At 65.4% G+C, this 23,136-nt stretch carries 21 protein-coding genes; 16 read left to right on the forward strand and 5 right to left on the reverse strand.

Annotated elements, in window-relative coordinates; translation table 11 throughout:
* Positions 1–13: 13 nt before the first annotated feature.
* The 5 genes from nifN to fdxB are packed head-to-tail and all read left to right on the forward strand — an operon-like array spanning position 14 to position 2,888.
* Positions 14–1,402, forward strand: a complete 1,389-nt coding sequence (nifN, locus tag HDIA_RS01510) for a nitrogenase iron-molybdenum cofactor biosynthesis protein NifN (RefSeq protein ID WP_099553719.1) — start codon at positions 14–16, stop codon at positions 1,400–1,402.
* Positions 1,365–1,856 carry a nitrogen fixation protein NifX gene (nifX, locus tag HDIA_RS01515; protein ID WP_099553721.1) on the forward strand — a complete coding sequence of 164 codons (492 nt, stop codon included), beginning with the start codon at positions 1,365–1,367 and terminating at the stop codon, positions 1,854–1,856. Before nifN ends, nifX begins: the two co-directional genes overlap by 38 nt.
* A 25-nt stretch (positions 1,857–1,881) precedes the next feature.
* On the forward strand, positions 1,882–2,346 hold the full coding sequence (locus tag HDIA_RS01520) for a NifX-associated nitrogen fixation protein (RefSeq protein WP_099553723.1): 465 nt from the start codon (positions 1,882–1,884) through the stop codon (positions 2,344–2,346).
* 27 nt (positions 2,347–2,373) lie between these two features.
* Positions 2,374–2,577 (forward strand): CCE_0567 family metalloprotein, encoded by a 204-nt coding sequence (locus HDIA_RS01525; protein ID WP_099553724.1) that lies wholly within the window; start codon positions 2,374–2,376, stop codon positions 2,575–2,577.
* Positions 2,574–2,888: a ferredoxin III, nif-specific gene (gene fdxB / locus HDIA_RS01530; RefSeq protein ID WP_099553726.1), complete on the forward strand. Its 315-nt coding sequence runs from the start codon at positions 2,574–2,576 to the stop codon at positions 2,886–2,888. The genes HDIA_RS01525 and fdxB overlap by 4 nt, the downstream gene beginning before the upstream one ends.
* A 97-nt stretch (positions 2,889–2,985) precedes the next feature.
* Here fdxB and HDIA_RS01535 read toward each other — a convergent pair whose 3' ends face one another.
* Positions 2,986–5,181 carry a methyl-accepting chemotaxis protein gene (locus tag HDIA_RS01535; RefSeq protein ID WP_099553728.1) on the reverse strand — a complete coding sequence of 732 codons (2,196 nt, stop codon included), beginning with the start codon at positions 5,179–5,181 and terminating at the stop codon, positions 2,986–2,988.
* Positions 5,182–5,549: 368 nt separating this feature from the next.
* On the opposite strand from HDIA_RS01535, the gene HDIA_RS01540 reads away from it, so the two are divergent.
* From HDIA_RS01540 to nifW, 7 genes are all read left to right on the forward strand, one after another.
* Entirely contained in the window at positions 5,550–6,173 is a 624-nt protein-coding gene (locus HDIA_RS01540) for a nitrogen fixation protein NifQ (protein ID WP_099553730.1), read from the forward strand.
* Positions 6,174–6,405: 232 nt separating this feature from the next.
* Positions 6,406–6,726 carry a HesB/IscA family protein gene (locus HDIA_RS01545; RefSeq protein WP_099553732.1) on the forward strand — a complete coding sequence of 107 codons (321 nt, stop codon included), beginning with the start codon at positions 6,406–6,408 and terminating at the stop codon, positions 6,724–6,726.
* 168 nt (positions 6,727–6,894) lie between these two features.
* Entirely contained in the window at positions 6,895–7,884 is a 990-nt protein-coding gene (gene nifU / locus HDIA_RS01550) for a Fe-S cluster assembly protein NifU (protein WP_099553734.1), read from the forward strand.
* Between the two features lie 14 nt (positions 7,885–7,898).
* A complete protein-coding gene (nifS, locus tag HDIA_RS01555) occupies positions 7,899–9,101 on the forward strand; it encodes a cysteine desulfurase NifS (RefSeq protein ID WP_099553736.1) in 1,203 nt (400 codons plus the stop codon).
* Positions 9,102–9,162: 61 nt separating this feature from the next.
* Complete coding sequence (gene nifV, locus HDIA_RS01560) at positions 9,163–10,332, forward strand: homocitrate synthase (protein ID WP_099553738.1); 1,170 nt, start codon at positions 9,163–9,165, stop codon at positions 10,330–10,332.
* A gap of 230 nt (positions 10,333–10,562) precedes the next feature.
* Positions 10,563–11,324, forward strand: a complete 762-nt coding sequence (gene cysE / locus HDIA_RS01565; RefSeq protein WP_099553740.1) for a serine O-acetyltransferase — start codon at positions 10,563–10,565, stop codon at positions 11,322–11,324.
* Positions 11,321–11,701 (forward strand): nitrogenase stabilizing/protective protein NifW, encoded by a 381-nt coding sequence (gene nifW, locus HDIA_RS01570; RefSeq protein WP_099553742.1) that lies wholly within the window; start codon positions 11,321–11,323, stop codon positions 11,699–11,701. Before cysE ends, nifW begins: the two co-directional genes overlap by 4 nt.
* Positions 11,702–11,809: 108 nt before the next feature.
* On the opposite strand, the gene HDIA_RS01575 is transcribed toward nifW, so the two are convergent.
* The gene (locus HDIA_RS01575; protein ID WP_245884109.1) at positions 11,810–13,156 is read right to left on the reverse strand and encodes a ferredoxin reductase family protein; all 1,347 of its coding nucleotides are present in this window, start codon (positions 13,154–13,156) and stop codon (positions 11,810–11,812) included.
* Positions 13,157–13,436: 280 nt separating this feature from the next.
* On the opposite strand from HDIA_RS01575, the gene HDIA_RS01580 reads away from it, so the two are divergent.
* The 4 genes from HDIA_RS01580 (at position 13,437) to HDIA_RS01595 (ending at position 17,364) form a co-directional block, all read left to right on the forward strand.
* Positions 13,437–14,285, forward strand: a complete 849-nt coding sequence (locus HDIA_RS01580; protein ID WP_099553744.1) for an electron transfer flavoprotein subunit beta/FixA family protein — start codon at positions 13,437–13,439, stop codon at positions 14,283–14,285.
* Positions 14,286–14,310: 25 nt separating this feature from the next.
* Positions 14,311–15,423 (forward strand): electron transfer flavoprotein subunit alpha/FixB family protein, encoded by a 1,113-nt coding sequence (locus HDIA_RS01585; protein WP_099553746.1) that lies wholly within the window; start codon positions 14,311–14,313, stop codon positions 15,421–15,423.
* Between the two features lie 23 nt (positions 15,424–15,446).
* Positions 15,447–16,754 carry an FAD-dependent oxidoreductase gene (locus HDIA_RS01590; protein ID WP_099553748.1) on the forward strand — a complete coding sequence of 436 codons (1,308 nt, stop codon included), beginning with the start codon at positions 15,447–15,449 and terminating at the stop codon, positions 16,752–16,754.
* Positions 16,755–17,055: 301 nt separating this feature from the next.
* A complete protein-coding gene (locus HDIA_RS01595; protein WP_099558648.1) occupies positions 17,056–17,364 on the forward strand; it encodes a ferredoxin family protein in 309 nt (102 codons plus the stop codon).
* Positions 17,365–17,389: 25 nt separating this feature from the next.
* Here HDIA_RS01595 and HDIA_RS01600 read toward each other — a convergent pair whose 3' ends face one another.
* Genes HDIA_RS01600 through HDIA_RS01610 form a run of 3 tightly spaced genes read right to left on the reverse strand, consistent with a single transcriptional unit; the run spans position 17,390 to position 23,008 of the window.
* The gene (locus HDIA_RS01600) at positions 17,390–20,656 is read right to left on the reverse strand and encodes an error-prone DNA polymerase (protein ID WP_099553750.1); all 3,267 of its coding nucleotides are present in this window, start codon (positions 20,654–20,656) and stop codon (positions 17,390–17,392) included.
* Positions 20,653–22,137, reverse strand: a complete 1,485-nt coding sequence (locus HDIA_RS01605; RefSeq protein WP_099558649.1) for a Y-family DNA polymerase — start codon at positions 22,135–22,137, stop codon at positions 20,653–20,655. Before HDIA_RS01605 ends, HDIA_RS01600 begins: the two co-directional genes overlap by 4 nt.
* 31 nt (positions 22,138–22,168) lie before the next feature.
* Entirely contained in the window at positions 22,169–23,008 is an 840-nt protein-coding gene (locus tag HDIA_RS01610; protein ID WP_099553752.1) for an ImuA family protein, read from the reverse strand.
* Between the last annotated feature and the right edge of the window lie 128 nt (positions 23,009–23,136).

A 23,136-nucleotide genomic window follows, 5' to 3' on the forward strand; every position in this document is an offset into this window, starting at 1 on the left:
GGGAGAAGTAATCATGGCGATCGTTCTTCCCCAGACCAAGTTCGCGGCGGTCAATCCGCTGAAATCCTCGCAGCCGCTGGGTGCCGCCTTCGCCTATCTCGGTGTCGACGGCGCGGTGCCGCTGTTTCATGGCAGCCAGGGCTGCACCTCCTTCGCGCTCGTGCTCTTCGTGCGTCATTTCAAGGAAACCATCCCGCTGCAGACGACGGCCATGGACGAGGTCGCCACCGTGCTCGGCGGAGCGGATCACCTGGAAGAGGCGATCCTGAATCTCAAGAACCGCGCCAAGCCGAAGTTCATCGGCATTGCGACGACGGCCCTCGTCGAAACGCGCGGCGAGGATTTCGTCAGCGATCTCAAGACGATCAAGGCGCGCCGGACCGACGAGCTTGCCGGCACCGAGGTGGTGCTCGCCCAGACGCCCGACTTCGAGGGCGCCATCGAGGAGGGCTGGACCAAGGCCGTGACGGCGATGATCGAGGGGATCGCGGATCGCGCTCCCGCCCGGTCCGTCGAAACGCGGCGCGTCAACATCCTGCCCGGCTGGCATCTGACGGTCGCCGATATCGAGGCGATCCGCGAGACGGTGGAGGCCTTCGGCCTTGAGCCGGTGATCCTGCCCGACATTTCCGGCGCGCTGGATGGAACCGTGCCGGATCGCTGGATCCCCACCACCTATGGCGGAACGTCCATCGAGGATATCCGCAATCTCGGCGATGCGCTCCACACGATCGCCATTGGCGAGCATATGCGCGCCCCGGCAGCGCGGCTTCAGGACCTGACGGGCGTTGAGTACTCGCTCTTCCGCCAACTGACGGGGCTGAAAGCCGTCGACCGTTTCGTCATGATGCTCTCCGAGCTGTCCGGCCGGCCGGTGCCGGCGAAGATCCGCCGCCGCCGCGCGCAGGCGCAGGATTCCCTGCTTGATGGGCATTTCCACTTCGGCGGCAAGAAGGTCGCGATCGCGGCCGAGCCGGACCTTCTCTACCAGATGTCGACCTTCTTCCTCGGCATGGGCGCCGAAATTCAGGCCGCCGTCACCACGACGGGGCACTCCAAGATCCTGGAGCATGTGCCCTGCGAGACGGTGCAGGTCGGCGATCTCGGTGACTTCGAGGAACTCGCCCGGGGCGCCGATCTGCTCGTGACCCACAGCCACGGGCGGCAGGCATCGGACCGGCTCGGCATTCCGCTGATGCGGGTCGGCTTCCCCGTCTTCGACAGGCTCGGCAGCCAGCATCGCCTCACAGTTCTCTACGAGGGCACCCGCAACCTCATCTTCGAGGCGGCGAACATCTTCCAGTCCGTGCAGCATCAGGCAACGCCGGACGAGCTCAATCCATTCCTCATGAGGGAGAAAGACCATGACCGCGGTCAGGCGTCTGCAACTGGTCACCACTGACGAGATGGACAAGCCCGAGCGTCCCGCCGGAGCCGTCCGCGTTGCCATCGCGACGCGCGACATGAAGGGCCTCAACGCCCATTTCGGCTCCGCCTCCCGCTTTGCCGTCTACGACGTGACGAAGGAGGGCTGGACCTTTGTCGAGGCTCTGGCCTTCGACGACATCTCCGATGAGTCCGGCGCCCACAAGACCGATGGCGACGACCGCATCGCGCCGAAGGTTGAGGCGCTGAAGGGCTGCCATCTGCTCTTCTGCCTCGCGATTGGCGGGCCGTCGGCGGCCAAGGTCGTCTCGGCGAAGATCCACCCCATCAAGGTGCCACAGCCCTCGACCATCGAGGAGGCGCTGGAGCGCACGCGCACCATGCTGAACGGCGCCCCGCCGCCCTGGCTGCGCAAGGTGCTGGCCGAGGCCGGCGTGCTCTCGGCCAAGCCCGATTTCGAGGACGATTGAACCCGACGAACCCGGAGACATCACAATGACCACCGAAACCCTGGACAAGCCCGTCGGGCTCGACAGCCCCTTCGTCAAGACGCTTGTGCGGCTGATGCGCGCCGAGGACAGCTACGGCTCCTGGGAAAGCCGGTCGGACGAGAACCTGCTCAAGGACTTCATCGTGACGAAGGAGCAGCGCCGCGAGATCCCGATCATCGGCGATCCGGACCCGGACATCATGTGGCGGGTCGAGAAGTTTTACGCCGCCGTCGGCCTGGATATCGAGCGAGTGACCGGCAAGATGGCCTCGCCGATGATGAAGATGAGCCACGAGGGCTTCGGCCGCATGCTGCTCACCACCGGCCGCCTCGTTGTCCTTGCCAAGACGCTGCGCGATATCCACCGCTTCGGCTTTGAAAATCTCGAAAAGCTTGGCGAGGCCGGCGAGAAGCTCGTCGCCGAGGCTGTCAAGTGGATCGAGACCTACCCCGAAGTCGCCGACGCCTGAGCGGACCATTCCCGAGGAGATTGTCCCATGTCCGACATTGAGGCGCTCAAGGCCGAACTGAAGAAGCTCTCGGCCCGGGCCACCAACGCCAAGATGAACCTGCACGATCTGGCGGAAGACCTGCCGGTCAACTGGACCACCATCATGGAGGTCGCCGAGGCGACGCACGAGGCCTTCGACAAGCTGGAGAAGGCCCGCAAGGAGCTGAAAGCCTTGGAGGCGGTATCATGAGCTTTGCGACGAGGGACGGCTCGGCCTGGATACCGGAATACCTCACGGTCATCGACGGGGAGACCTGCATCGGCTGCGGCCGTTGCTACAAGGTCTGCTCGCGCGACGTGATGCATCTCCACGGCGTCGACGACGAGGGGGAAATTCTCGGCAAGGTGATCGAAGGCGAGGACGACGACTTCGACGGCGAACTCAACCGCATGATCATGGTCGTCGACAATTCGGGCGCCTGCATCGGCTGCGGCGCCTGTGCCCGGGTCTGTCCGAAGAACTGCCAGACCCACGTCGCCGCCGACAGGATTGCGGCCTGACCGTTCCCGACACGGCCCGTCGCTGAGCTGAAATGAGAGTTCCGGCATGCGAAATGCCGGAACTCCTTGTGCGTCGGTCGTCGGCCTTTCGGCAGGGCTATGCTGCCCGCACTGTCCGCAGGAAACGGTCCATGACGGTGCGCAGGGTTTCCGACTGAGACGAAAGTTCGTTGGCCGAAGACTCAACCTGTGTGGCTGCGGACGTGGTCTCCGCGGCGGCGTTGTTGATGCCGAAGATGTTTTCCGACACCTGCTGCGTGCCCTGGGATGCCTGCGCCACATTGTGCGCGATCTCATTTGTTGCCGCGCCCTGTTGGTCGACCGCAGAAGCGATGGCCGCCGCGACCTCATTGATCTGGTCGATCACCCGTGTGATGGCGACGATGGATGCGGCCGACTCCTGCGTCGATTCCTGAATTTCGCCGATTTGCGCGGCGATCTCCGAGGTCGCCTTCGATGTCTGTTCGGCGAGTTGCTTGACTTCGGAAGCCACCACCGCGAAGCCCTTGCCGGCCTCGCCGGCGCGCGCGGCCTCGATCGTGGCGTTGAGCGCGAGCAGGTTGGTCTGGCTGGCGATGTTGTCGATCAGGTCGACGACATCGCCGATCTTGTTGGCCGCACCGGAAAGTTCCCGCACCTTGCTGGCGGTGAGTTCAGCGTCGGTGGCGGCCCGCCCGGCGATGCGCGCGGATTCATCGACCTGCCGCTTGATCTCGCCGATGGAGGCGGCCAGTTCTTCGGCCGCAGACGCGACCGTCTGGACATTGGCCGAGGCCTCGTTGGATGCGCTCGCAGCGGCGTTCGACTGTGTCGCGACCTCGTTCGTGGCCGACGACATGGTGCCGGAGGCAGCCTTCAATTGGACCGACGCGCGCACCACTCCGCTTACGACGTCGCCCATCGCGCTCTCGAATTCGTCCGCAAGGCGCAGCATTGTGCTCCGTCGCAAGGCTTCCTGCTCCTGACGGGCGGCGATGTCGGCCGCGGCCTTGCGTTCGGCTTCGGCCTCCGTGCCGATACGGATCTGATCGACCGCGCGGGCAATGTCGCCGATCTCGTCGCGGCGCTTCGCACCCGAGATTTCCGCCAGCCGCTCGCCACCGGCAAGCCGGCGCAGGGCCTCGGTCAATTTGGCGATCGGGCTGGAAATGCTGTGGGCCAGCAGACCCATGCCGATGACCGCGGCAGCAGTGATGACGGCTGCGACGACGAGTTGCCAAAAGGCGTCGTTGCGTCCGCGTTCGGCAAGGGCCGTTGCGAGGCTTTCCGCATCGGCCATGACAACCGAGCGGGGGACGGTCACGATGACCGACCAGGTGGCATCCGTCCGCCCGAGTGGAATCGGGGAGAAGACCTGGAGCGTGTCGTTGGCTTCGTCGACGCGAATGACGGGTTTGCCCCCCGCAAGAATTTTTTCGTCCCCGGCCGCATCGCTGGAGATGGCGGAAACCGAACCGCCAATGGCTTCCGGATTGGACGACGAGGCGACGACGAGCCCGTCATTCGAAACGATCGCAAGGCTGCCAGCGCCCTCGTAGACGGTCTGGTTCACCTGTTCGGCAAGCGTCTGCACGAAGGAGAGATCGAAGTCGGCGCCGGCAACGCCAAGGAACTTGCCGTTCACGGCGATCGGCACCGACATGGTGGCCAGATAGACATGTTTGCCCTGCACGACATAGGGCAGAGGGGCAAGAATGCTTTCGCGACCCGTCGTCTGCGGGCCGATAAACCAGCCGCCCTTCATAACGCCGTTCGGGTGCGCCTCGTGGCTGTCATATTCGACCAGAGGCTGGATGGCGATTTTGCCGTGGGCATCCCGTGTCCAGTAGGGCAGGGCGCGGCCGGTTGCGTCCGAGCCGACATCTGCCTTCCCGTGATAGTTCAAGTCGAAGCCGTCGAGCGCATTGGGCATCCAGGCGCTGTAGGTCCCGTTGAAGCGCGGGTTGTCCTTCAGCACGCCGAGCAGGATGGCGTTCAGTTGCGCGCGCCTGTCTGCGAGAGGCGAACCCAGATTGTTCTCCGGTGCGGCAATGACCTCAAGGCTGCGTGCCATGGTCCGGGCGGCATCCAACGCCGAATCCACTTCCGCGCGAATAACCCCGGCCTGGGTGGACGCCAGCCGGGCAAGCGACTGCTGAGCCGACTGATCCAGAAGATGCTGGACGTTTTCCGTCACGTAGGCCGAGGTTTCCGTGCTCGAGTAGAGCCCGTATCCGACGAAGGCGACAGAAACGGTCGCGACACAGACAGCCGATAGGGCAACGATTTTGAATTTCACCGAATGCACGTTCATAGAGGCCCCCAGGAGCGATCTTTCCACAATCGTTTTTCGATCGGACAAAGATCAAGGATAGTATGAGTTCTCGTTTCGGAGTGAATTTGGAGTTCTCATATTTTAATTTGCGTAAACATGAGACTTTCTCGGATTTGTACTTATGTATAAGCTCGCATACGTTGTGGTTTTGAAAATATTAATGTATGACGCCAGAATTATTTCTGTAATAAATTTTCGGCAACTCTGCGCTTTCGGCAAGTTGACGGGACTTGTGAGGATAAGTACGTAATATTTCGCTGACGGCACGCTCATTGCCTCCTCATGCTCTGATCCGGAAAGAGCGCGCACGCGTGTCGCTTTCCCGACAACAAAGAGGAGGCCCGATTATGTTTGCCTACCACTATGCATGCCTCAGAGCCGGGCAATGGCCGCCGCGCAACGACTACGACGCCTTCGACATCCATGTTCTCGGCTGCGCTCTGGCGAACGCCCTCGCCGAGGCGGAAGAGGGCAATGTCGCCGTCACGGAAGCCCTGGGCCTCGGACCGGGCGATCTGATCGATGTTCTCAATCGCTGGTTCCCGCTGATGCGCCGCGCGGAGTTCAGGGTCGCCGAGGCGTCCGAACCGCAGGTCGAGATGGAGGAGCAGCTGCTGCGCGATCTGCTGATCGAGCACGCCCTGCCGGGCTCGAAGGTTTCTCGCTTCTTTGCCGCGATCATCGCCCGCCGCGCGATGCGCGACGATCATCTCTGGCAGGATCTGGGTCTCTTTGACCGTAAGGAACTTAGCCGGCTTCTCAGTATCCATTTTCCGTCGCTCTACGCCGGCAACACGCAGAACATGCGCTGGAAGAAATACTTCTACCGGGTTCTTTGCGAAAAGGAGGGCTTCGTCCTCTGCACGGCGCCAAGCTGCAACGTGTGCACGGACTTCGCCGAATGCTTCGGCGAGGAAGATGGCATGAGCCGTATCGCCCAGATGAAGCGTGAAGTGCCCCTGAGCGCATGAGGACAAGAGCGCATGAGGATGTGAGCGCGGCTGGTCCGCAAGGACTAGGCCGCAGAACGGACTGAAGGCCGCCACGGGCGGCCTTTTTATGTCAGGACCCTTGTCGTGTTCCGCACGTTGTCGGATTCGGCACAAAGCGACATTCCGGAAAATAATTGTCAAATCAATGAATTAATACGTGGCACGCCGCCTGCAATATCCCTTCTCACGATTACTGAGGAGGGCCGATGCCATGATCCAGCTTACCGAAAATGCCGTGACCGCCGTCAAGACGGCGCTTGCCCAGGCCGCCGAGCCGGCCGAGGGCCTACGCATCATGGTCCAGACCGGCGGCTGCGCCGGCTACAAGTATCTGATGGGCCTGGAGACCACCGAGCGGGACGGCGACATGGTCGTCGACCAGGGCGGTGTGAAGCTCTTCATCGACAATGAATCCCAGCCGCATGTCGCCGGCATGACCGTCGATTTCGTCACCGGCCTGGAGACCTCCGGCTTCGTCTTCGAAAACCCGAACGCCACGTCGAGCTGCTCCTGCGGCAAGTCTTTCTCCTAGAGCATCGGACCGAAAAGTGGGAACCGGTTTTCGGACCAATCCGATGCTCACCCAAGGACTTGAGAGCATCGTACTCGGCCTGACATTCCCCACGACACTCTAGAGGACGCTCGCCCCCGTTCATGCCCGCAAACTTGCCGGCACTCAATTTTGCGAAAGGCACACGCCATGTGGGACTACACCGACAAGGTCAAGGACTACTTCTTCAACCCCAAGAACGCGGGCGTCCTGACGGAAGCCAACGCGGTCGGCGAGGTCGGCGCGATTTCCTGCGGCGACGCCCTGAAGCTGATGCTGAAGGTGAACCCTGAGACGGAGGTCATCGAGGAGGCGCGCTTCCAGACCTTCGGCTGCGGCTCGGCCATCGCCTCGTCCTCGGCGCTGACCGAGATCGTGATCGGCAAGACGATCACGCAAGCCCTCGCGCTCACCAACCAGGATATCGCCGACTTCCTCGGCGGGCTGCCGCCGGAAAAGATGCACTGCTCCGTCATGGGCTACGAGGCCCTGCAGGCGGCGGTCGCCAACTACCGCGGTGAGGAATGGGAAGACGATCACGAGGAAGGCGCCCTCGTCTGCAAGTGCTTCGGCGTCGACGAGGGGGTCATCGAGCGCGCCGTGCGCACCAACAAGCTGACGACGCCCGAGCAGGTCACCTTCTACACCAAGGCTGGCGGCGGCTGCCTCACCTGCTTCGAGGCCATCGAGGAGACGCTCGCCCGCGTCAACGCGGCGATGGTCGACGAGGGCGTGATCGCGGCGGAGGCGGCTTACCAGGTCGGCGCGGTCGATCCGCGCGCCATGAAGGCCAAGGCCCAGCCGAGGGAACTGCGCCAGGCGCGCACCGATGTCGACAAGCTGATGGGCCAGAAGGCGGCGGTTTCCCAGCCGATCAGCCTGTCGCCGATCCCACCGGCCAAGCCGAAGATGACCATGCTGCAGAAGATCAAGGCGATCGAGACGGCCATCGAGGAGATCCGGCCGTATCTGCACGCCGACGGCGGCGACTGCGAACTCGTCGATGTCGAGGGCGACGTCGTGTCGGTGAAGCTCTCCGGCGCCTGCGTCGGCTGCCAGATGGCCTCCGTCACGCTCTCCGGCGTCAAGGAACGCCTCATCGAAAAGCTTGGCCTGCCGCTCAAGGTCGTTCCGGTTTGAAGGAGGGTGGATCAATGAACCCCGTCTATCTCGACAACAACGCCACCACCCGGGTCGACGCCGAGGTCGTGGCGGCCATGCTGCCCTTCTTCACCGAGCAGTTCGGCAATCCCTCGTCCATGCACGCTTTCGGGGCCGATGTCGGCGGCGCGGTCAAGGCCGCGAGGAAGTCGCTGCAGTCGCTGATCGGCGCGGAATTCGATCACGAGATCGTCTTCACGTCGGGCGGCACGGAAAGCGACAACGCCTCCATTCTCTCCGCGCTCGAGGCCAACCCGGACCGCGACGAGATCATCACCTCGTCGGTGGAACATCCGGCGATCCTGTCGCTCTGCGCCCATCTGGAAAAGACGCGCGGCATCAAGGTTCACATCATTCCGGTGGACGCGAAGGGCCGGCTCGACCGCGACGCCTACAGCGCCGCCTTGAGCCCCAAGGTCGCCATCGCTTCGATCATGTGGGCCAACAACGAGACCGGCACGATCTTCCCCGTTGCCGAACTCGCCGAGGAGGCCAAGGCCGTCGGCGCGCTGTTCCACACCGATGCGGTGCAGGCTGTCGGCAAGGTGCCGGTGGACCTGAAGTCGACCGCCATCGACATGCTCTCGCTCTCCGGCCACAAGCTGCATGGGCCGAAGGGCATCGGTGCGCTCTACGTCAAGCGCGGCGTGCGCTTCCGCTCGCAGATCAAGGGCGGCCAGCAGGAACGCGGCCGGCGCGGCGGCACGGAGAACACGCCCGGCATCGTCGGCCTTGGCAAGGCGGCCGAGCTTGCGGCCCTCCACATGGAGGAGGAGCAGACGCGGGTGAAGGCGCTCCGCGACCGGCTGGAAAAGGGCCTGCTTCAGCGCATTCCCAACACCTTCATCACCGGCGATGTCGACAACCGCCTGCCGAACACCTGCAACATCGCCTGCGAATATATCGAGGGCGAGGCGATCCTCCTGCTGCTCAATCGGGCCGGGATCGCGGCATCGTCAGGCTCGGCCTGCACCTCCGGCTCGCTGGAGCCGAGCCATGTGCTGCGTGCGATGAACATTCCCTACACGGCCGCCCATGGCGCGACGCGGTTTTCCTTCTCCCGCGACAATGTCGACGAGGATGTCGACCGGGTGCTGGACGCCATGCCGCCGATCATCGAGCAACTGCGCCAGCTCTCGCCCTTCTGGCAGGGCGCGGGCGAGGCCCCGGCCGAGTTCAAGCCGGTCTACGCGTGAACGAGGAAGGCCGGCGCTCGGGAACGGGCGCCGGCTCCCTGCAATCATCGGGTCCAAATCCATGACAACGCCCTTCGTCCATCTCAACGACACCACCCTGCGCGACGGCGAGCAGGCGCCGGGCGTCGCCTTTTCGCTCGACGAGAAGATCGCCATCGCCGACGCCCTGTCGCTGGCGGGCGTTCCGGAAATCGAGGCCGGCACCCCGGCCATGGGCGAGGAGGAGGTGGAAGCGATCCGCCTGATCGCGGGCCTGAAACTCGACAGCCGCATCCTTGCCTGGTGCCGCATGTCGGAGGCCGATCTCCAGGCCGCGCGCTTCACCGGGGCGGGGGCCGTCAACCTCTCGATCCCGATGTCCGACGGCATGTTGGCGGCCAAGCTCGGCATCGATCGGAACGAGGCGCTCGCCCGCATTCGCCGGCTTGTCCCGATGGCGCTCGACAGCGGCTTTGAGGTCGCGGTCGGCGGCGAGGATGCCTCGCGGGCCGATCTCGATCATCTCGCCCGCGTGGCCGAGACAGTTGCGCAGGCCGGCGCTTTCCGCCTGCGCCTTGCCGACACCGTCGGCATTCTCGATCCCTTCTCGACCATGACAATGGTGGAGAGGGTCGTCTCCGCCTCCGGTCTGGCTATCGAATTCCATGGTCATGACGATCTCGGTCTTGCCACGGCCAACAGCCTTGCCGCCGTCAGGGCGGGGGCCCGTCACATCTCGGTGACGGTCGGCGGTATCGGCGAGCGGGCCGGCAATGCCGCGCTGGAGGAAATGGCCGTGGCGCTGCAGCGTCTCGATGGCATTCAAACCGGCATCGCCTTCAAGCAGTTGACGCCGCTCGCCGAGCGGGTCGCCCGAGCCTCGGGCCGGCCCGTTCCCGCCGGCAAGGCGATCGTCGGCAGCGATGTCTTCACCCATGAATCCGGCATTCACGTCGCCGCCTTGCTGAAGGAGCGCTCCACCTACGAAGGGCTGGACCCCGGTCTCCTGGGGCGCCGCCACAAGATCGTCGTCGGCAAGCATTCCGGCCGGGCGTCGCTGGAGAATGTGCTTGAGGCGCGCGGCCACAAGCTCGAACCCGCCGTCGTGCCGCTGCTCACCATGCTGGTGCGCCATCAGGCGACGATCATGAAGGCACCGGTCGAGCCGGACGATCTGGAGCAGCTTCTAATCGAGGCGATGGCCTTCCTTGATCTTGAGGTCGAAGCCGCTACGCCGCCGCCGGTTCACTGAAGAATAACGCAGATTGGACGGATCGGCTCGGAGGCCCCTCTTTCATACGGTGTCATCCCCGGCGAGCCATTCGACGAATGGCGAGGGAAGGGGATCCAGAAACAAACACAGAATTCCGGACCTCCTTCTGGATTCCCTTCCCCCCGGTCCTTTCGGACCTCGGCCGGGAATGACATCCAACAGAGTTTTTGAATGTTCGGACACATTCGGGATCAAAGCGCAGCGACGGAATGCGAACGATGACTGACATTGCCGCCTTGAACATCGGGATGGAAAAGCCGATGTCGCTCCTCTCCGCGATCGCCGACGACATCGCCTGCGTCAGGGCCCGCGACCCCGCGGCCCGGGGCAGGCTTGAGATCCTGCTCACCTATCCGGGCGTCCACGCGATCATCTGCCACCGCATCGCCAACCGGCTCTGGCGGGCAGGGCTGCGGTTCCCGGCCCGCTTCCTGTCCTGGTTTGGGCGGTTCCTCACCAATGTCGACATTCATCCGGGCGCGACCATCGGCCGGCGCTTCTTCATCGATCATGGTGCGGGCGTGGTGATCGGCGAGACGGCCGAGGTCGGCGACGACGTCACGCTCTATCACGGTGTCACGCTGGGCGGCGTTTCCTGGTCGGCTGGCAAGCGTCATCCGACGCTGCAGTCCGGTGTGCTTGTGGGGGCTGGAGCCAAGATTCTCGGGCCCATCACGGTTGGCGCCGGTTGCCGGATCGGCGCCAACTCCGTCGTCATCGAGGACGTGCCGCCCGGCATGACCGTCGTCGGTATCCCCGGCCGCATCGTTCAGCCGGCCGGCGAGCGCCGGCGCCGCGACGGGCGCATCGACCTCGAACACCACCTGATGCCGGACCCGGTCGGCGAGGCGATCGCCACGCTGCTCGACCGCATCGACTTCCTCGAAGTCCGCCAAGCGCATCTCGCCCGGAAGCTGGCGGCCTTCGAAACCCCATCCACGACCCCACCCGACGAGGAGACACCGCCATGAGTTGTTCCACACATGATCGTCCGATCGACGTCACCGACATTCTCGCCCGCCTGAAGACGCTTTCGTCGGCCGAGGATTTCTTTGGCGCTCTCGGCGTTGCCTACGATCCGAAGGTCCTTCAGGTCGCGCGCCTGCATATCCTCAAGCGCATGGGCGAATATCTGGCGACGGAGGATTTCGACGGCCTGCCGGACTTGGTCATCGCCGCCCGCGCCAAGGCGACGCTGGCGCGCGCCTATGGGGATTTCGAGAGCTCCTCACCGCTCTCCCAGCGGGTCTTCAGGGTCCTGAAGGACCACGACCCGGATCGTCCCGTGCCGCCGAAGACGGCCTTCGTGGCGCTCGGCGACATCATGAAGCCGATCGCGAGCGACTGACCGCCGTCTTGCTTCTGGTCTTTTTGGAAGACGAGGCCCCGCTTTTCCCGGACGCGGGGCCTTGCCGGTGCCGTATGCCGGATCGCCCGTGGGCTCTCCGGCGAGCGGCTACCGCAATTCGAACAGTTCCTGATGGAACTGCTCGTCGATGGGCATTCCTGTGGTCGCAAAGTCCGCCTTGAGGACCGCTCCGAATTTGATCGGACCGCAGAACCAGATGCTTGCGTCCTGCCAGCCCGGGACCATCTCGCGGATGCGCTCGCCGGAAAGCCTGCCGTGACGCGAGTCGATCAGGGTGTGGAGGCGCACCTTGGCCGCGTGCGCATCCCGCGCGAGGCGTTCCAGCGCTGCTTCATCCACCTCCCGTGTGGTGTGGAACAGGTCGATTTCGGGGCGCGCCTCGTGCGGCTCCAGCGTGGCCAGTTCCTTTAGCCGGGCGACGAACGGCGTGATGCCGATGCCGGCGCCGATCCAGATCTGGCGCTGCCGGCCGTCATCGAAGGTGAAGCGGCCGTAAGGGCCCTCGACGGTGATCGTCTGGCCGATCTTCAGCCGGTCGACGAGACCTGTCGTGTGATCCCCGAGTTCCTTGGAAATGAAGGTGATCGTCGGGTTCGCGGGGTTCCAGGCCGAAGCGATCGTATAGGGATGCGCGCCTTCCAGCGCATTGGAGGTCGCAAAGGCGAATTGTCCCGCCTCATGCCCCGGCCAGCCGGACCCGAGCTTGATCACCGTCTCAAGGGAACGCACGCCCGGATAGTGGCGCAATTCGGCAATTTCGCCCGTCACCCGCCGGCCGGCGCCGATCCGGCCGAGAATCGAGACAGCCGCCGCGTAGCTGCCGGCAAGCAGCAGAACGGCGACCACAAGCCCGAGCGGGGTCAACCACATGCCGTAGTCCAGCAGGATGATCGCGTGGAACACCAGCGCAAGGTAGGCCGCGGGGACGAACCGGTGGCTGTAGCGGAACCAGTGGTAGGGAATGAGCTTGATCAGCGCGATCAGCAGGAGGACGACCGCGGCATAGAAGGCCCACTGGCCGATCTCCTCCGCCGTGCCGCGAAAGCTGCCCAGCAATCGGCGAAGCGGGTCCGTGATCTCCGGGCGTGGCCCGCGGACGGGCGGTGCGAGAAGTCCGAACCCCACGGCCCATTTGGGCGCTTCGGACCAGAGCCAGTGAAAGATCGCGACACACAGCGCACCGATTCCGAGCCATTTGTGGAGCTTGTACATCTTGTCAAGGCCGCCAAGCCTCGCCTCGGGCCAGCGCGGCCTGAGCGACAGGACCATGGCGACACTCATCGCGCTGATGGCCAGAACGCCGCTGAACTGCATGACGAACTGGCGCAGGGCAAAGAAATTCTCGGCCGAGAAGATGGCGGTGTTCAAGGCCAGCCAGAGCAGGCCGAGCACAATCCAGAAACCCCAGAACAGCCGGATGTTGCCGCGCGTCACGTTCGTCTCCCTCGCAGACCCGAATTCTTCTTAGCGGTAAGAGGTAAGCACCACCATGACATGCATCAATGGCGCCTCCCGCGCCCGACAAACCGACAACGACAGGTCTGTCATTTTTCCGACAACGAGCAGCGGCGATGGCGTTCCAATTGCGGGGTTGTCTAAAGACGCGATTTAAAAACAAAAGTTTACGAGGTGGCTGGCGACTTGGCACGCCCGATGCTCCAGAGGATCAACGAAGGAAGCCGGGCTTCCCGACCCGTTTCCAAGGAGGCGAGCCATGCACATCGTCGTCTGCATCAAGCAGGTTCCGGACAGCGCGCAGATCCGGGTTCATCCCGTCACCAACACGATCATGCGCCAGGGCGTGCCGACGATCATCAACCCCTATGACCTCTTCGCGCTGGAAGAGGCGCTGCGGCTTCGCGACAAGCATGGCGGCACGGTCACGGTCCTCACCATGGGCCCGCCGACCGCCGAGGACAGCTTGCGCAAGGCGCTCACCCTGGGTGCCGACCGTGCGGTGCTGCTCACCGACCGTTTCTTCGCCGGTTCCGATACGCTGGCGACGTCCTTCGCCCTTGCCTCGGCGATCGGGAAGATCACCGAAACCTTCGGCGCGCCGGATGTCGTCTTCGCCGGCAAGCAGACCATCGATGGCGACACCGCCCAGGTCGGCCCCGGCATCGCCAAGCGGCTGAAGCTGATCCAGCTCACCTATGTCTCCAAGATCGGCCATGTCGACCTGGAGGGTCGCCGCATCGAGGTGGAGCGCCGCTCCGAAGGCGGTACGCAGCTTCTGTCGACGCAGCTTCCCTGCCTCGTCACCATGCTGGAAGGCACCAACGAGATGCGCCGTGGCACGGTCGCGGACGCCCTGCGCGCCGCCCGCGCCGAGGTGACGATCTGGAGCGCCAAGGACGCCGGCATCGAGGACGTGACCAAATGCGGCCTGCGCGGCTCGCCGACCGTGGTCAAGCGCGTCTTCGCCCCGACGGCACGATCCGAAAAGGCCGAGATCGTCGACTTTGGCGCCAGCGCCGACGAGGCCGCCGAAGCCCTGATCGAAACCCTTTTCCAGAAGGCGCCGAAGCTCCAGGCCGAGCTCGTCGCCGCCCAGATCGCCTGACCCGGCTCTTTCAGGAGACAGACCCATGTCTGACGCCAAGCCCCAAGCTGCCGCTCCCTCTGCCGGTTCCCGCGCCGGCATGAAGAAGGAGCTGCCCGAGCACTTCAAGGCCTACAAGCACGTGTGGGTCTTCATCGAGGTCGAGCGCGGCCAGGTTCACCCCGTCTCCTTCGAACTCCTGGGGGAGGGCCGCAAGCTTGCCGACCAGCTTGGCGTCGACCTTGCCGGCGTCGTCCTTGGGCCGGCGGGCGAGGGCACCAATGCCGCGATCCGCGAGACCTTCGCTTATGGCGCCGACCTCGCCTATCTCGTCGAGGACCCGCTGCTGGCCGACTACCGCAACGAGCCCTTCACCAAGGCGCTGACCGATCTCGTCAACACCTACCAGCCGGAGATCCTGCTGCTTGGCGCAACGACGCTCGGCCGCGACCTTGCCGGTTCGGTGGCGACGACGCTGCTCACGGGCCTCACCGCCGACTGCACCGAGCTTGCGGTCGACAGCGACAAGTCGCTGGCGGCCACCCGCCCGACCTTCGGCGGCTCGCTTCTCTGCACGATCTACACCCTCAACTACCGCCCGCAGATGGCGACCATCCGCCCGCGCGTGATGGCGATGCCGGAGCGGCTGGAAAAGCCCGTCGGCAAGGTGGTCAGCCATCCGCTCGGCATGGTCGAGGACGACATCGTCACCAAGATCCTCTCCTTCCTGCCCGACCGCGAGACCAGCCAGGCCAACCTCGCCTATGCGGACGTCGTGGTGGCCGGCGGCATGGGCCTGCAGGCGGCGGAGAATTTCCAGCTCGTGCGCCAGCTTGCCGGCGCGCTCGGCGCCGAATATGGCTGCTCGCGCCCCGTGATGCAGAAGGGTTGGATGCCCGCCGACCGCCAGATCGGTCAGACCGGCAAGACCATCCGGCCGAAGCTCTACATCGCCGCCGGAATTTCCGGCGCGATCCAGCACCGGGTGGGCGTCGAGGGCGCGGATCTCATCGTCGCGATCAACACCGACAAGAACGCGCCGATCTTCGACTTTGCCCATGTCGGCATCGTCACCGACGCCATCCGCTTCCTTCCGGCGCTGACGAAGGCTTTCGAGAAGCGCCTTTCACCCCACAACCGCGACAAGCTTGCCGGCTGACCGGCTCTTTGAGGAGACAGGCCATGACGCAAGAAAAATTCGATGCCATCGTCATCGGCGCCGGCATGTCCGGCAACGCCGCCGCCTACACGCTCGCCTCGCGCGGCCTCAAGGTGCTGCAGCTGGAACGCGGCGAATATGCCGGCTCCAAGAATGTCCAGGGCGCCATCATGTATGCCGACATGCTGGAGAAGGTCATCCCGGATTTCCGCGAGGATGCGCCGCTGGAACGCCATATCGTCGAGCAGCGCTTCTGGATGATGGACGACGTCTCGCATTCCGGCATGCACTACCGCTCCGACGACTTCAATTCCGAAAAGCCGAACCGCTACACCATCGTCCGTGCCCAGTTCGACAAGTGGTTCTCGCGCAAGGTGCGCGACGCTGGGGCGACCGTGCTCTGCGAGACCACCGTGACCGAACTCGTCCGCGACGGTGCCGGCAAGGTGATCGGCGTGAAGACCGACCGCAAGGGCGGTCCGATCTACGCCGACGTCGTGGTGCTCGCCGAGGGCGTCAACGGCCTTCTCGGCACCCGCGCAGGGCTGCGCGAGACGCCGAAGGCGGAGACCGTGGCGCTGGCGGTCAAGGAAATGCACTTCCTGCCCGAGGACGTGATCAACCAGCGCTTCAATCTCAAGGGCTCGGAAGGCTGCGTGATCGAGGCCGCCGGCACCATCTCGCGCGGCATGACGGGGCTCGCCTTCCTCTACACCAACCGGGAATCGATCTCGGTCGGCATCGGCTGCCTCGTCTCCGACTTTGCCCGCGAGATGGAAAGCCCCTATGCGCTGCTGGAAAGCTTCAAGCAGCATCCCTCCGTGCGCCAGTTGCTGGAAGGCACCGAGGTCAAGGAATATGCCGCCCACCTGATCCCCGAGGGCGGCTACAAGGCGATCCCGGAGCTTTGCGGCGATGGCTGGGTGATGGTGGGCGATGCGGCCCAGCTCAACAACGCCATCCACCGCGAGGGCTCGAACCTCGCGATGACGTCGGGCCGCCTTGCCGCCGAGGCTATCTTCCAGGTGAAGACGCGGCGCGATCCGATGACGGCGGAAAACCTCGCCCTCTACAAGCGCATGCTGGACGACAGCTTCGTCATCAAGGATCTGAAGAAATACAAGGACATGCCGCGCCTGCTGCACACCAATTCGCAGAATTTCTTCATGACCTATCCGCAGCTTATCTCCCAGGCGGCGAAGAATTTCCTCGTCGTCGACGGCACGCCCAAGATCGAGAAGGAAAAGGCGACGACCAGGTCCTTCGTCGCCGCCCGCTCGCGCCTCGGCCTCATCGGCGATGCCTTCAGGCTGGCGCTCGCCTGGCGGTAGTCGCATGTCGCGCAAAAGTGGATGCCGCTCTTGCGATAACGACGTGCGCAAAAAGACAAAGACTTGAGGAAAGTCGGCCCAGTCCGCTTTTGGAAAGGGCAGATTTCGTGAGGTGTCATTCCCGGCCGAAGCGCCGCCGGCGCTGAGGGGACGGGAATCCAGAAAGAAATCTCAGAGTTCGGATCTTGCTTCTGGATCCCCTTCCCTCGCCAAGCCTTCGGCTTGTCGCGCCGGGGATGACATCCGGGCAAGGGCCCCAGGGAAAATACCCGCGTTTCCATTCATGCCGGAGAAAGATGCCATGAACGCGATCGTGAAGCCCGGAAGCGATGTCCGCGTCGAGGACAAGCTCTACCAGAACCGCTACCTCGTCGACGCCGGCCGGCCGCATATCAAGGTCGCCCCGCACGAAACGCCAAGCCCCGCGCTGCTGGCGCTCACCCGTGTCTGCCCGGCCAAATGCTACGAGCAGAACGAGAAGGGCCAGGTGGAGATCACCGCCGACGGCTGCATGGAATGCGGCACCTGCCGCGTTCTCTGCGAGGCCTCCGGCGAGATCGAGTGGAACTATCCGCGCGGCGGTTTCGGGGTCCTGTTCAAGTTCGGCTGAGGAAAGCCGCTGTCCTTTCGCGGTGTCAGTGAAAATCCCGCGACTTCGGGATAAGCCGGACATTGCGCGGGTGGCTGGCAACGCGCGGATAGACCGGGTGCAACACCTCGTCGGCGCGCGAGAGCTGGATGCTTGCCTCGTGTCCTTGCCCCAGGCTGTTGAGGTCGGCGGAGCGGTCCGCCACGGCATCGGCGATGACGTGGATGACGCCTTCCTCGCTGAGCTGCAATTCGCCTCTCACCACGGCAAGCCGCGCACCCATCACCTCGCGGCGATACTGCTCGAAGCGCCGCGCCCAGATGAGCACGTTGACGATGCCAGTCTCGTCCTCCAGCGTCATGAAGATGGCATTACCCTTGCCCGGCCGCTGGCGCACCAGCACGAGGCCGGCAACGCTCACGCGGGACCCGTTGCGCGCGACGCGGACCTCTGAGGAACTGAGGATCCCCTCCGCCCTGAATCGTCGCCGCAGAAACTGCATCGGATGGGCCTTCAGCGACAGGTGCGTCGTCTGGTAGTCGGCGACCACATGCTCGGCGAGGGCCATCTCCGGCAGGCTGGCGGCGGGTTCCTCGGCAAGCTCGCGCGCCTTCGAGGCGGCAAAGAGCGGCAGCGGCTCGTCGTCCGGCAGCCGCCTCACCGCCCACATCGCCTCGCGCCGGTCGAGGCCGAGCGAGCGGAAGCCGTCGGCGTCGGCCAGCATGTCGAGCGCTGCCCTCGGCAGGCGCGCCCGGCTCCAGAGATCCTCCAGCGTCCGGAAGCCGTCCCCGCGCGCCTCCGCGAGAGTATCGGCCCAGTCCTCGCGAAAGCCGCTGATCTGGCGCAGGCCGAGCCGCAGCGCCAGACGCCCGTCCGCCTCCCGCTCCAGCGTGTTGTCGAAGCCGCTCACGTTGACGTCGGCGGGATGGACCGGCACGCCGTGCTCGCGGGCATCGCGCACGATCTGGGCGGGGGCGTAGAAGCCCATCGGCTGCGAATTCAAAAGCGCGCAGGCAAAGACCGCCGGATGGTGGCATTTGATCCAGGCCGAGACATAGACGAGCTTGGCGAAGGAGGCGGCATGGCTTTCGGGAAAGCCGTACTCGCCGAAGCCCTTGATCTGGTCGAAGCAGCGCTGGGCGAAATCGCGCGTGTAGCCGCGCCGCACCATGCCCTCCACCATCTTGGCCTCGAAGGTGTGGATGGTGCCGACATGACGGAAGGTCGCCATCGCCCGGCGGAGCTGGTTGGCTTCTTCCGAGGTGAATTTCGCGGCCACCATGGCGATCTTCATCGCCTGCTCCTGGAAAAGAGGCACGCCCAGGGTCCGTGCGAGCACCTTCCTGAGTTCGTCGGCAGGTCCATGCTCAGGCGCAGGAGCGGGGTAATCGACCTTTTCCTCCCCCTTCCGCCGCCTCAGATAGGGATGCACCATGTCGCCCTGGATCGGGCCGGGGCGCACGATCGCCACCTGGATGACGAGATCGTAGAATTCCTTTGGCCTCAGGCGCGGCAGCATGTTGATCTGGGCGCGGCTCTCCACCTGAAAGACGCCGATGGAATCGCCCTTCTGCAGCATCCCGTAGACGGCTTCGTCCTCCCGCTCCACGTCGGCAAGGCCGAGATCCAGGTCGTTGTAGGCACGCAGGAGGTCGAAGCCCTTGCGGATGCAGGTCAGCATGCCGAGCGCCAGCACGTCGACCTTGAGCAGGCCGAGCGTGTCGATGTCGTCCTTGTCCCATTCGATGAAGGTGCGGTCTTCCATCGCCGCGTTGCCGATGGGAACCAGATCGTCGAGACGCTCCCGCGTCAGCACGAAGCCGCCGACATGCTGGGAGAGATGGCGCGGAAAGCCGAGGATGCGCGTGGCAAGGTCGACCGCGCGGGCAATCAGCGGATTGTCCGGCTCAAGGCCCGCCTCGCGGATATGTTTCTCGGCGAGCTTCGATCCGTAGCTGCCCCAGACCGTCCCGGCAAGGCGCTGGGTCACGTCCTCGGTGAGGCCGAGCACCTTGCCGACCTCGCGGATGGCGCTGCGCGGGCGGTAGGAAATGACGGTCGCGGCAATCGCCGCCCGCTCGCGACCGTAGCGCGCGTAGATATGCTGGATCACTTCCTCGCGCCGCTCGTGCTCGAAATCGACGTCGATGTCCGGCGGCTCCTTGCGCTCCATGGACAGGAAACGGGCAAAGAGCAGGTCGTGCTCGGCCGGATCGACCGCCGTGATGCCGAGTACGTAGCAGACGGCCGAGTTGGCCGCCGAGCCGCGACCCTGGCAGAGGATGCCCTTGTCCTCGGCGAAGCGGACGATGTCGTGGATGGTGAGGAAATAGCGCGCGTAGTCGAGGCGGCGGATGAGGTCGAACTCCTCGGCAAGGAGCGTTTCGACCTTTTCCGGCACGCCGTCCGGATAGCGGATCGGCACGCGCCGGCGAACGAGTTCCTCCAGCCAGCTCTGCGCGTCCCAGCCCGGAGGGACGGGCTCGTCCGGGTAGTTGTACCGAAGTTCCTTCAGGGAAAAGTCGATCAGATCGAGGAAGGTCAGCGTTTCCTCGATGGCCTCCGGGCAGTCGGCAAAGAGCCGGGTCATTTCGGTCGGCGGCTTCAGGTGCCGTTCGGCGTTGGCTTCCAGCCGCCGGCCGGCCGCCTCCAGCGTCGTGCCCTCGCGGATGCAGGTGAGGACGTCCTGAACCGGGCGCTGGCCGGGCGCGTGATAGAGCACGTCGTTGACGGCGATCAGCGGCACGCCGGCCGAGCGGGCGACGATCTTGAGCCCGGCAAGACGGCGCCGGTCGTCGCCGCGACGCTGCATGCTGGCGGCAAGCCACAGCGAGCCCGGAGCAGCCTTGCCGAGCCGCTGCAGGCACTGCGTCAGCTCGGCGCGGTCGCCGCGCGGCATGACGATGAGGAGAAGGTCCGCCGTGTTGAAGAGAAGGTCGTTGAAGGTCAGCAGGCATTCGCCCTTCTCCGCCCGGCGCTTGCCGAGGGTGAGGAGGCGGCAGAGCCGCGCCCATCCTGCCCGGTTCTGCGGATAGGCGAGAATGTCGGGCGTGCCGTCGGCAAAGACGAGCCGGCTACCGACGGCGAGCTTGAAGGGCAGGGGGATATCCGGCCCGTGCTCGGCCACCCACAATTCCTCGACCTTCTGGACGGCGGCATGGGCGCGCACGACCCCGGCCACCGTGTTCTCGTCGGCGATCCCGATCCCGGCAAGGCCGAGGTCCATCGCGGTCGCGACGAGATCGGCCGCATGGGAGGCCCCGCGCAGGAAGGAGAAGTTGCTCGTGACGGCGAGTTCGCCATAGCCGGTCATGCGAAAACCCCGTGCAGGAACCAGCGCGGCCGCGCCTCCTCCTCATGGAAAAGCCCTTCCCGGAAGACCCAGAAGCGGCAGCCCCGGCTGTCCTCGACCCGGTAATAATCCCGCGTCGGCGCGCCTTCGCCGGTCAGCCACCATTCCGGGGCGATCCGCTCCGGCCCCTCGGCGCGGGCGATCTCGTGGAGGACGCGGCGCCAGCGGAATTTCAGCGGCGGGCCGTCCGGCACCTCGGCCAGCGCCTCGATCGGCTGCGGCGCGGCAAAGAGATGGATCGGGCGCACCGGGGGCGCGTCCTCGTCCGCGTCTTCCTCCGCATGGTCCCAGGACAGGCGTTGCGGCTCCCGCTGGGCGGCATGCACCGCCAGCGCGCGGGCGGCGCGCTCGGGAATATGGCTGTCGACGGGCGCAAGGCGCTGGACCCGAGCGACGCCGAAACGGGCGGCGAGCCGGTCGGTGAGCGTGGCGACGGCCTCGTCTTCGAGATCGTTGGCATCGAGACTGTGCTGGCGTGCCTCCACCCGGTCGGCGAAACGCACGGCGAGGCGGACGAGATCGAAGCCGAAGCCGGGATCGAGCGGGTCGGCGAGGGCGCCGAGCCGCTCGTTGAAAAGCCGCATGACGAGGGCCGGGTCACGGGCGGGGCGGCCGGTCTCGACGCAAAGGCGGAAGACGGTGCCGTCGGTGCGAAAGAAGGTCGCCTCGAAATGGCGCCCGCCCTCGCCCCGCGCTTCAAGGAGATCGGCCATGTCCCGGCAAAGACCGGCAAGGGCTGCGAAGGCGTCGTCGGTCCGCCCGACCGGCTCGGCGAAGCGTCGCTCGACGGTCAGATCCGGCAGGGCGCGGCGCGGCGTGATCGCCGTGTCTTCCTGTCCGAGGGTTCGAATGAGCCGGCTCACCGTCTCTGTGCCGAAACGGGCGGCAAGGGACGGGCGCGGCTGGCGGGCAAGGTCGCCGATGGTCTTGAGCCCGGCCCGGGTGAGGGTGGTGAGGGTGCCGGGTGCGAGGTCGAGCGCCTCGATGGGAACGCCGGCGACGGCCTCCGCCTCCTCGCCCGGCGGCACGATCACCTGCCGGCCGGAGCGGGCAAGGGCGCGCGCGGCATGCGGCGTTCCGGCAAGGCTGATCCTGGCCTCGAAGCCGGCGCCCTTGAGGCGCGTGGCAAGATCGCGGCAAAGCCCCGCCTCGCCGCCGAAGAGATGGGCGCAGCCGGTGATATCGAGGAACAGCATCTCCGGCGCCTCGATCTCGACGAGCGGTGTATAGCGGTCGCAGGCATCGGCGATGCGGGCAAGGCTGGCCGCATCGGCTGGCCTGTCCATGTCGGCGACGCAAAGCTCCGGGATCCGCGCCCGCGCGTCGGCCAGCGTGAGGCCGGGAATGAGGCCTTGCCGCCCGGCCTCGCGGTCGACGGCGGCAAGGCGCAGCGCGCTCTTGACCTTCTCGACGAAGACGACCGGGGCGGAGGGAACGGACATTGTCTGCATCGCGGTGTCAGCCTGCTCCCTCTCAGCCCGTTCGCGCGAACGGGATCGGCTCCGCCGCAGCCGGTCGGCGGACAGGAACGGGAACCACAGGGCGAGATAGCGGCGCGGCGGGGCGGAAGGATTGTCGGTCACGGTTCCACTCCACGCGCCATGTCCGGCCGGCAACACCGGCGCGCTGGCGCAGCAAGGTGATTTCGAAGGCGGGCAACCCCGGCGCGTTGGCGGGCGCCGGGCGTGAGGGCAGGGCGGCGACCTGCCAGCGGGTCTCGGCCGCGCTGGGCGCCGGCGTGCCGCCGGGACGCAATAAAAGAGCGGGAACCGCCGAGCTCTGGGCCGCGAGCGCCATCCGGCGCGTGGCGGTGAGGTCGAGTGCCTTCGGCTCGCCCCAGAGCTCGATGACGACGCCGGCAAGGGCGGTGCAGCGCAGCGCCTCGATCCCCGCCCGCAGCGCGGCGAGCGGGTCGCGCAGCGTGACGAGAATGAGCCGGGCGGGGTCGAGTCCGAGGGCGGCAAGGCCCGGCGCGTAGAGATCGCCGGCCTCGAGGGCGCCGAATTCCTGGCGGATCCAGACGATCTCGCGAATGTCTCTCGGCGAAGCGGTCAGACGGGCGGCAAGCGCCGCGGCAAAGCCGAAGGCGGCGCCTGTGTCGCCGCTGCCGGCCGCGAAAATCTCGTGCAGTCCGTCCCGCCTCAGGCCGCCGCCCAGCACCTGGTCGATCCGGGCAAGGCCAAGGGAGAGCGCGGGCCTCCCGCCCTCTCGCCCGGTCCTCGCATGACACGAATCGGGGGAAGGCTGAAAGGCGGGCGGCGCCTGCTCCAGAGCGGCAATGCGCCGCCGCAGATGACTGATCGTATCCTGCATCGGGTGAACCGGGATCTCATATGTTCCTATTTTGTTCTATTACGGACTCAAGCCCGGCCAAGAGTCAACGAGGATATGAGCGAGCGGGAAGAACGAAGGAGACAATGGACATAGGGCGATGGAAATGA

The sequence above is a fragment of the Hartmannibacter diazotrophicus genome (assembly GCF_900231165.1).
Lineage (GTDB): Bacteria > Pseudomonadota > Alphaproteobacteria > Rhizobiales > Pleomorphomonadaceae > Hartmannibacter > Hartmannibacter diazotrophicus.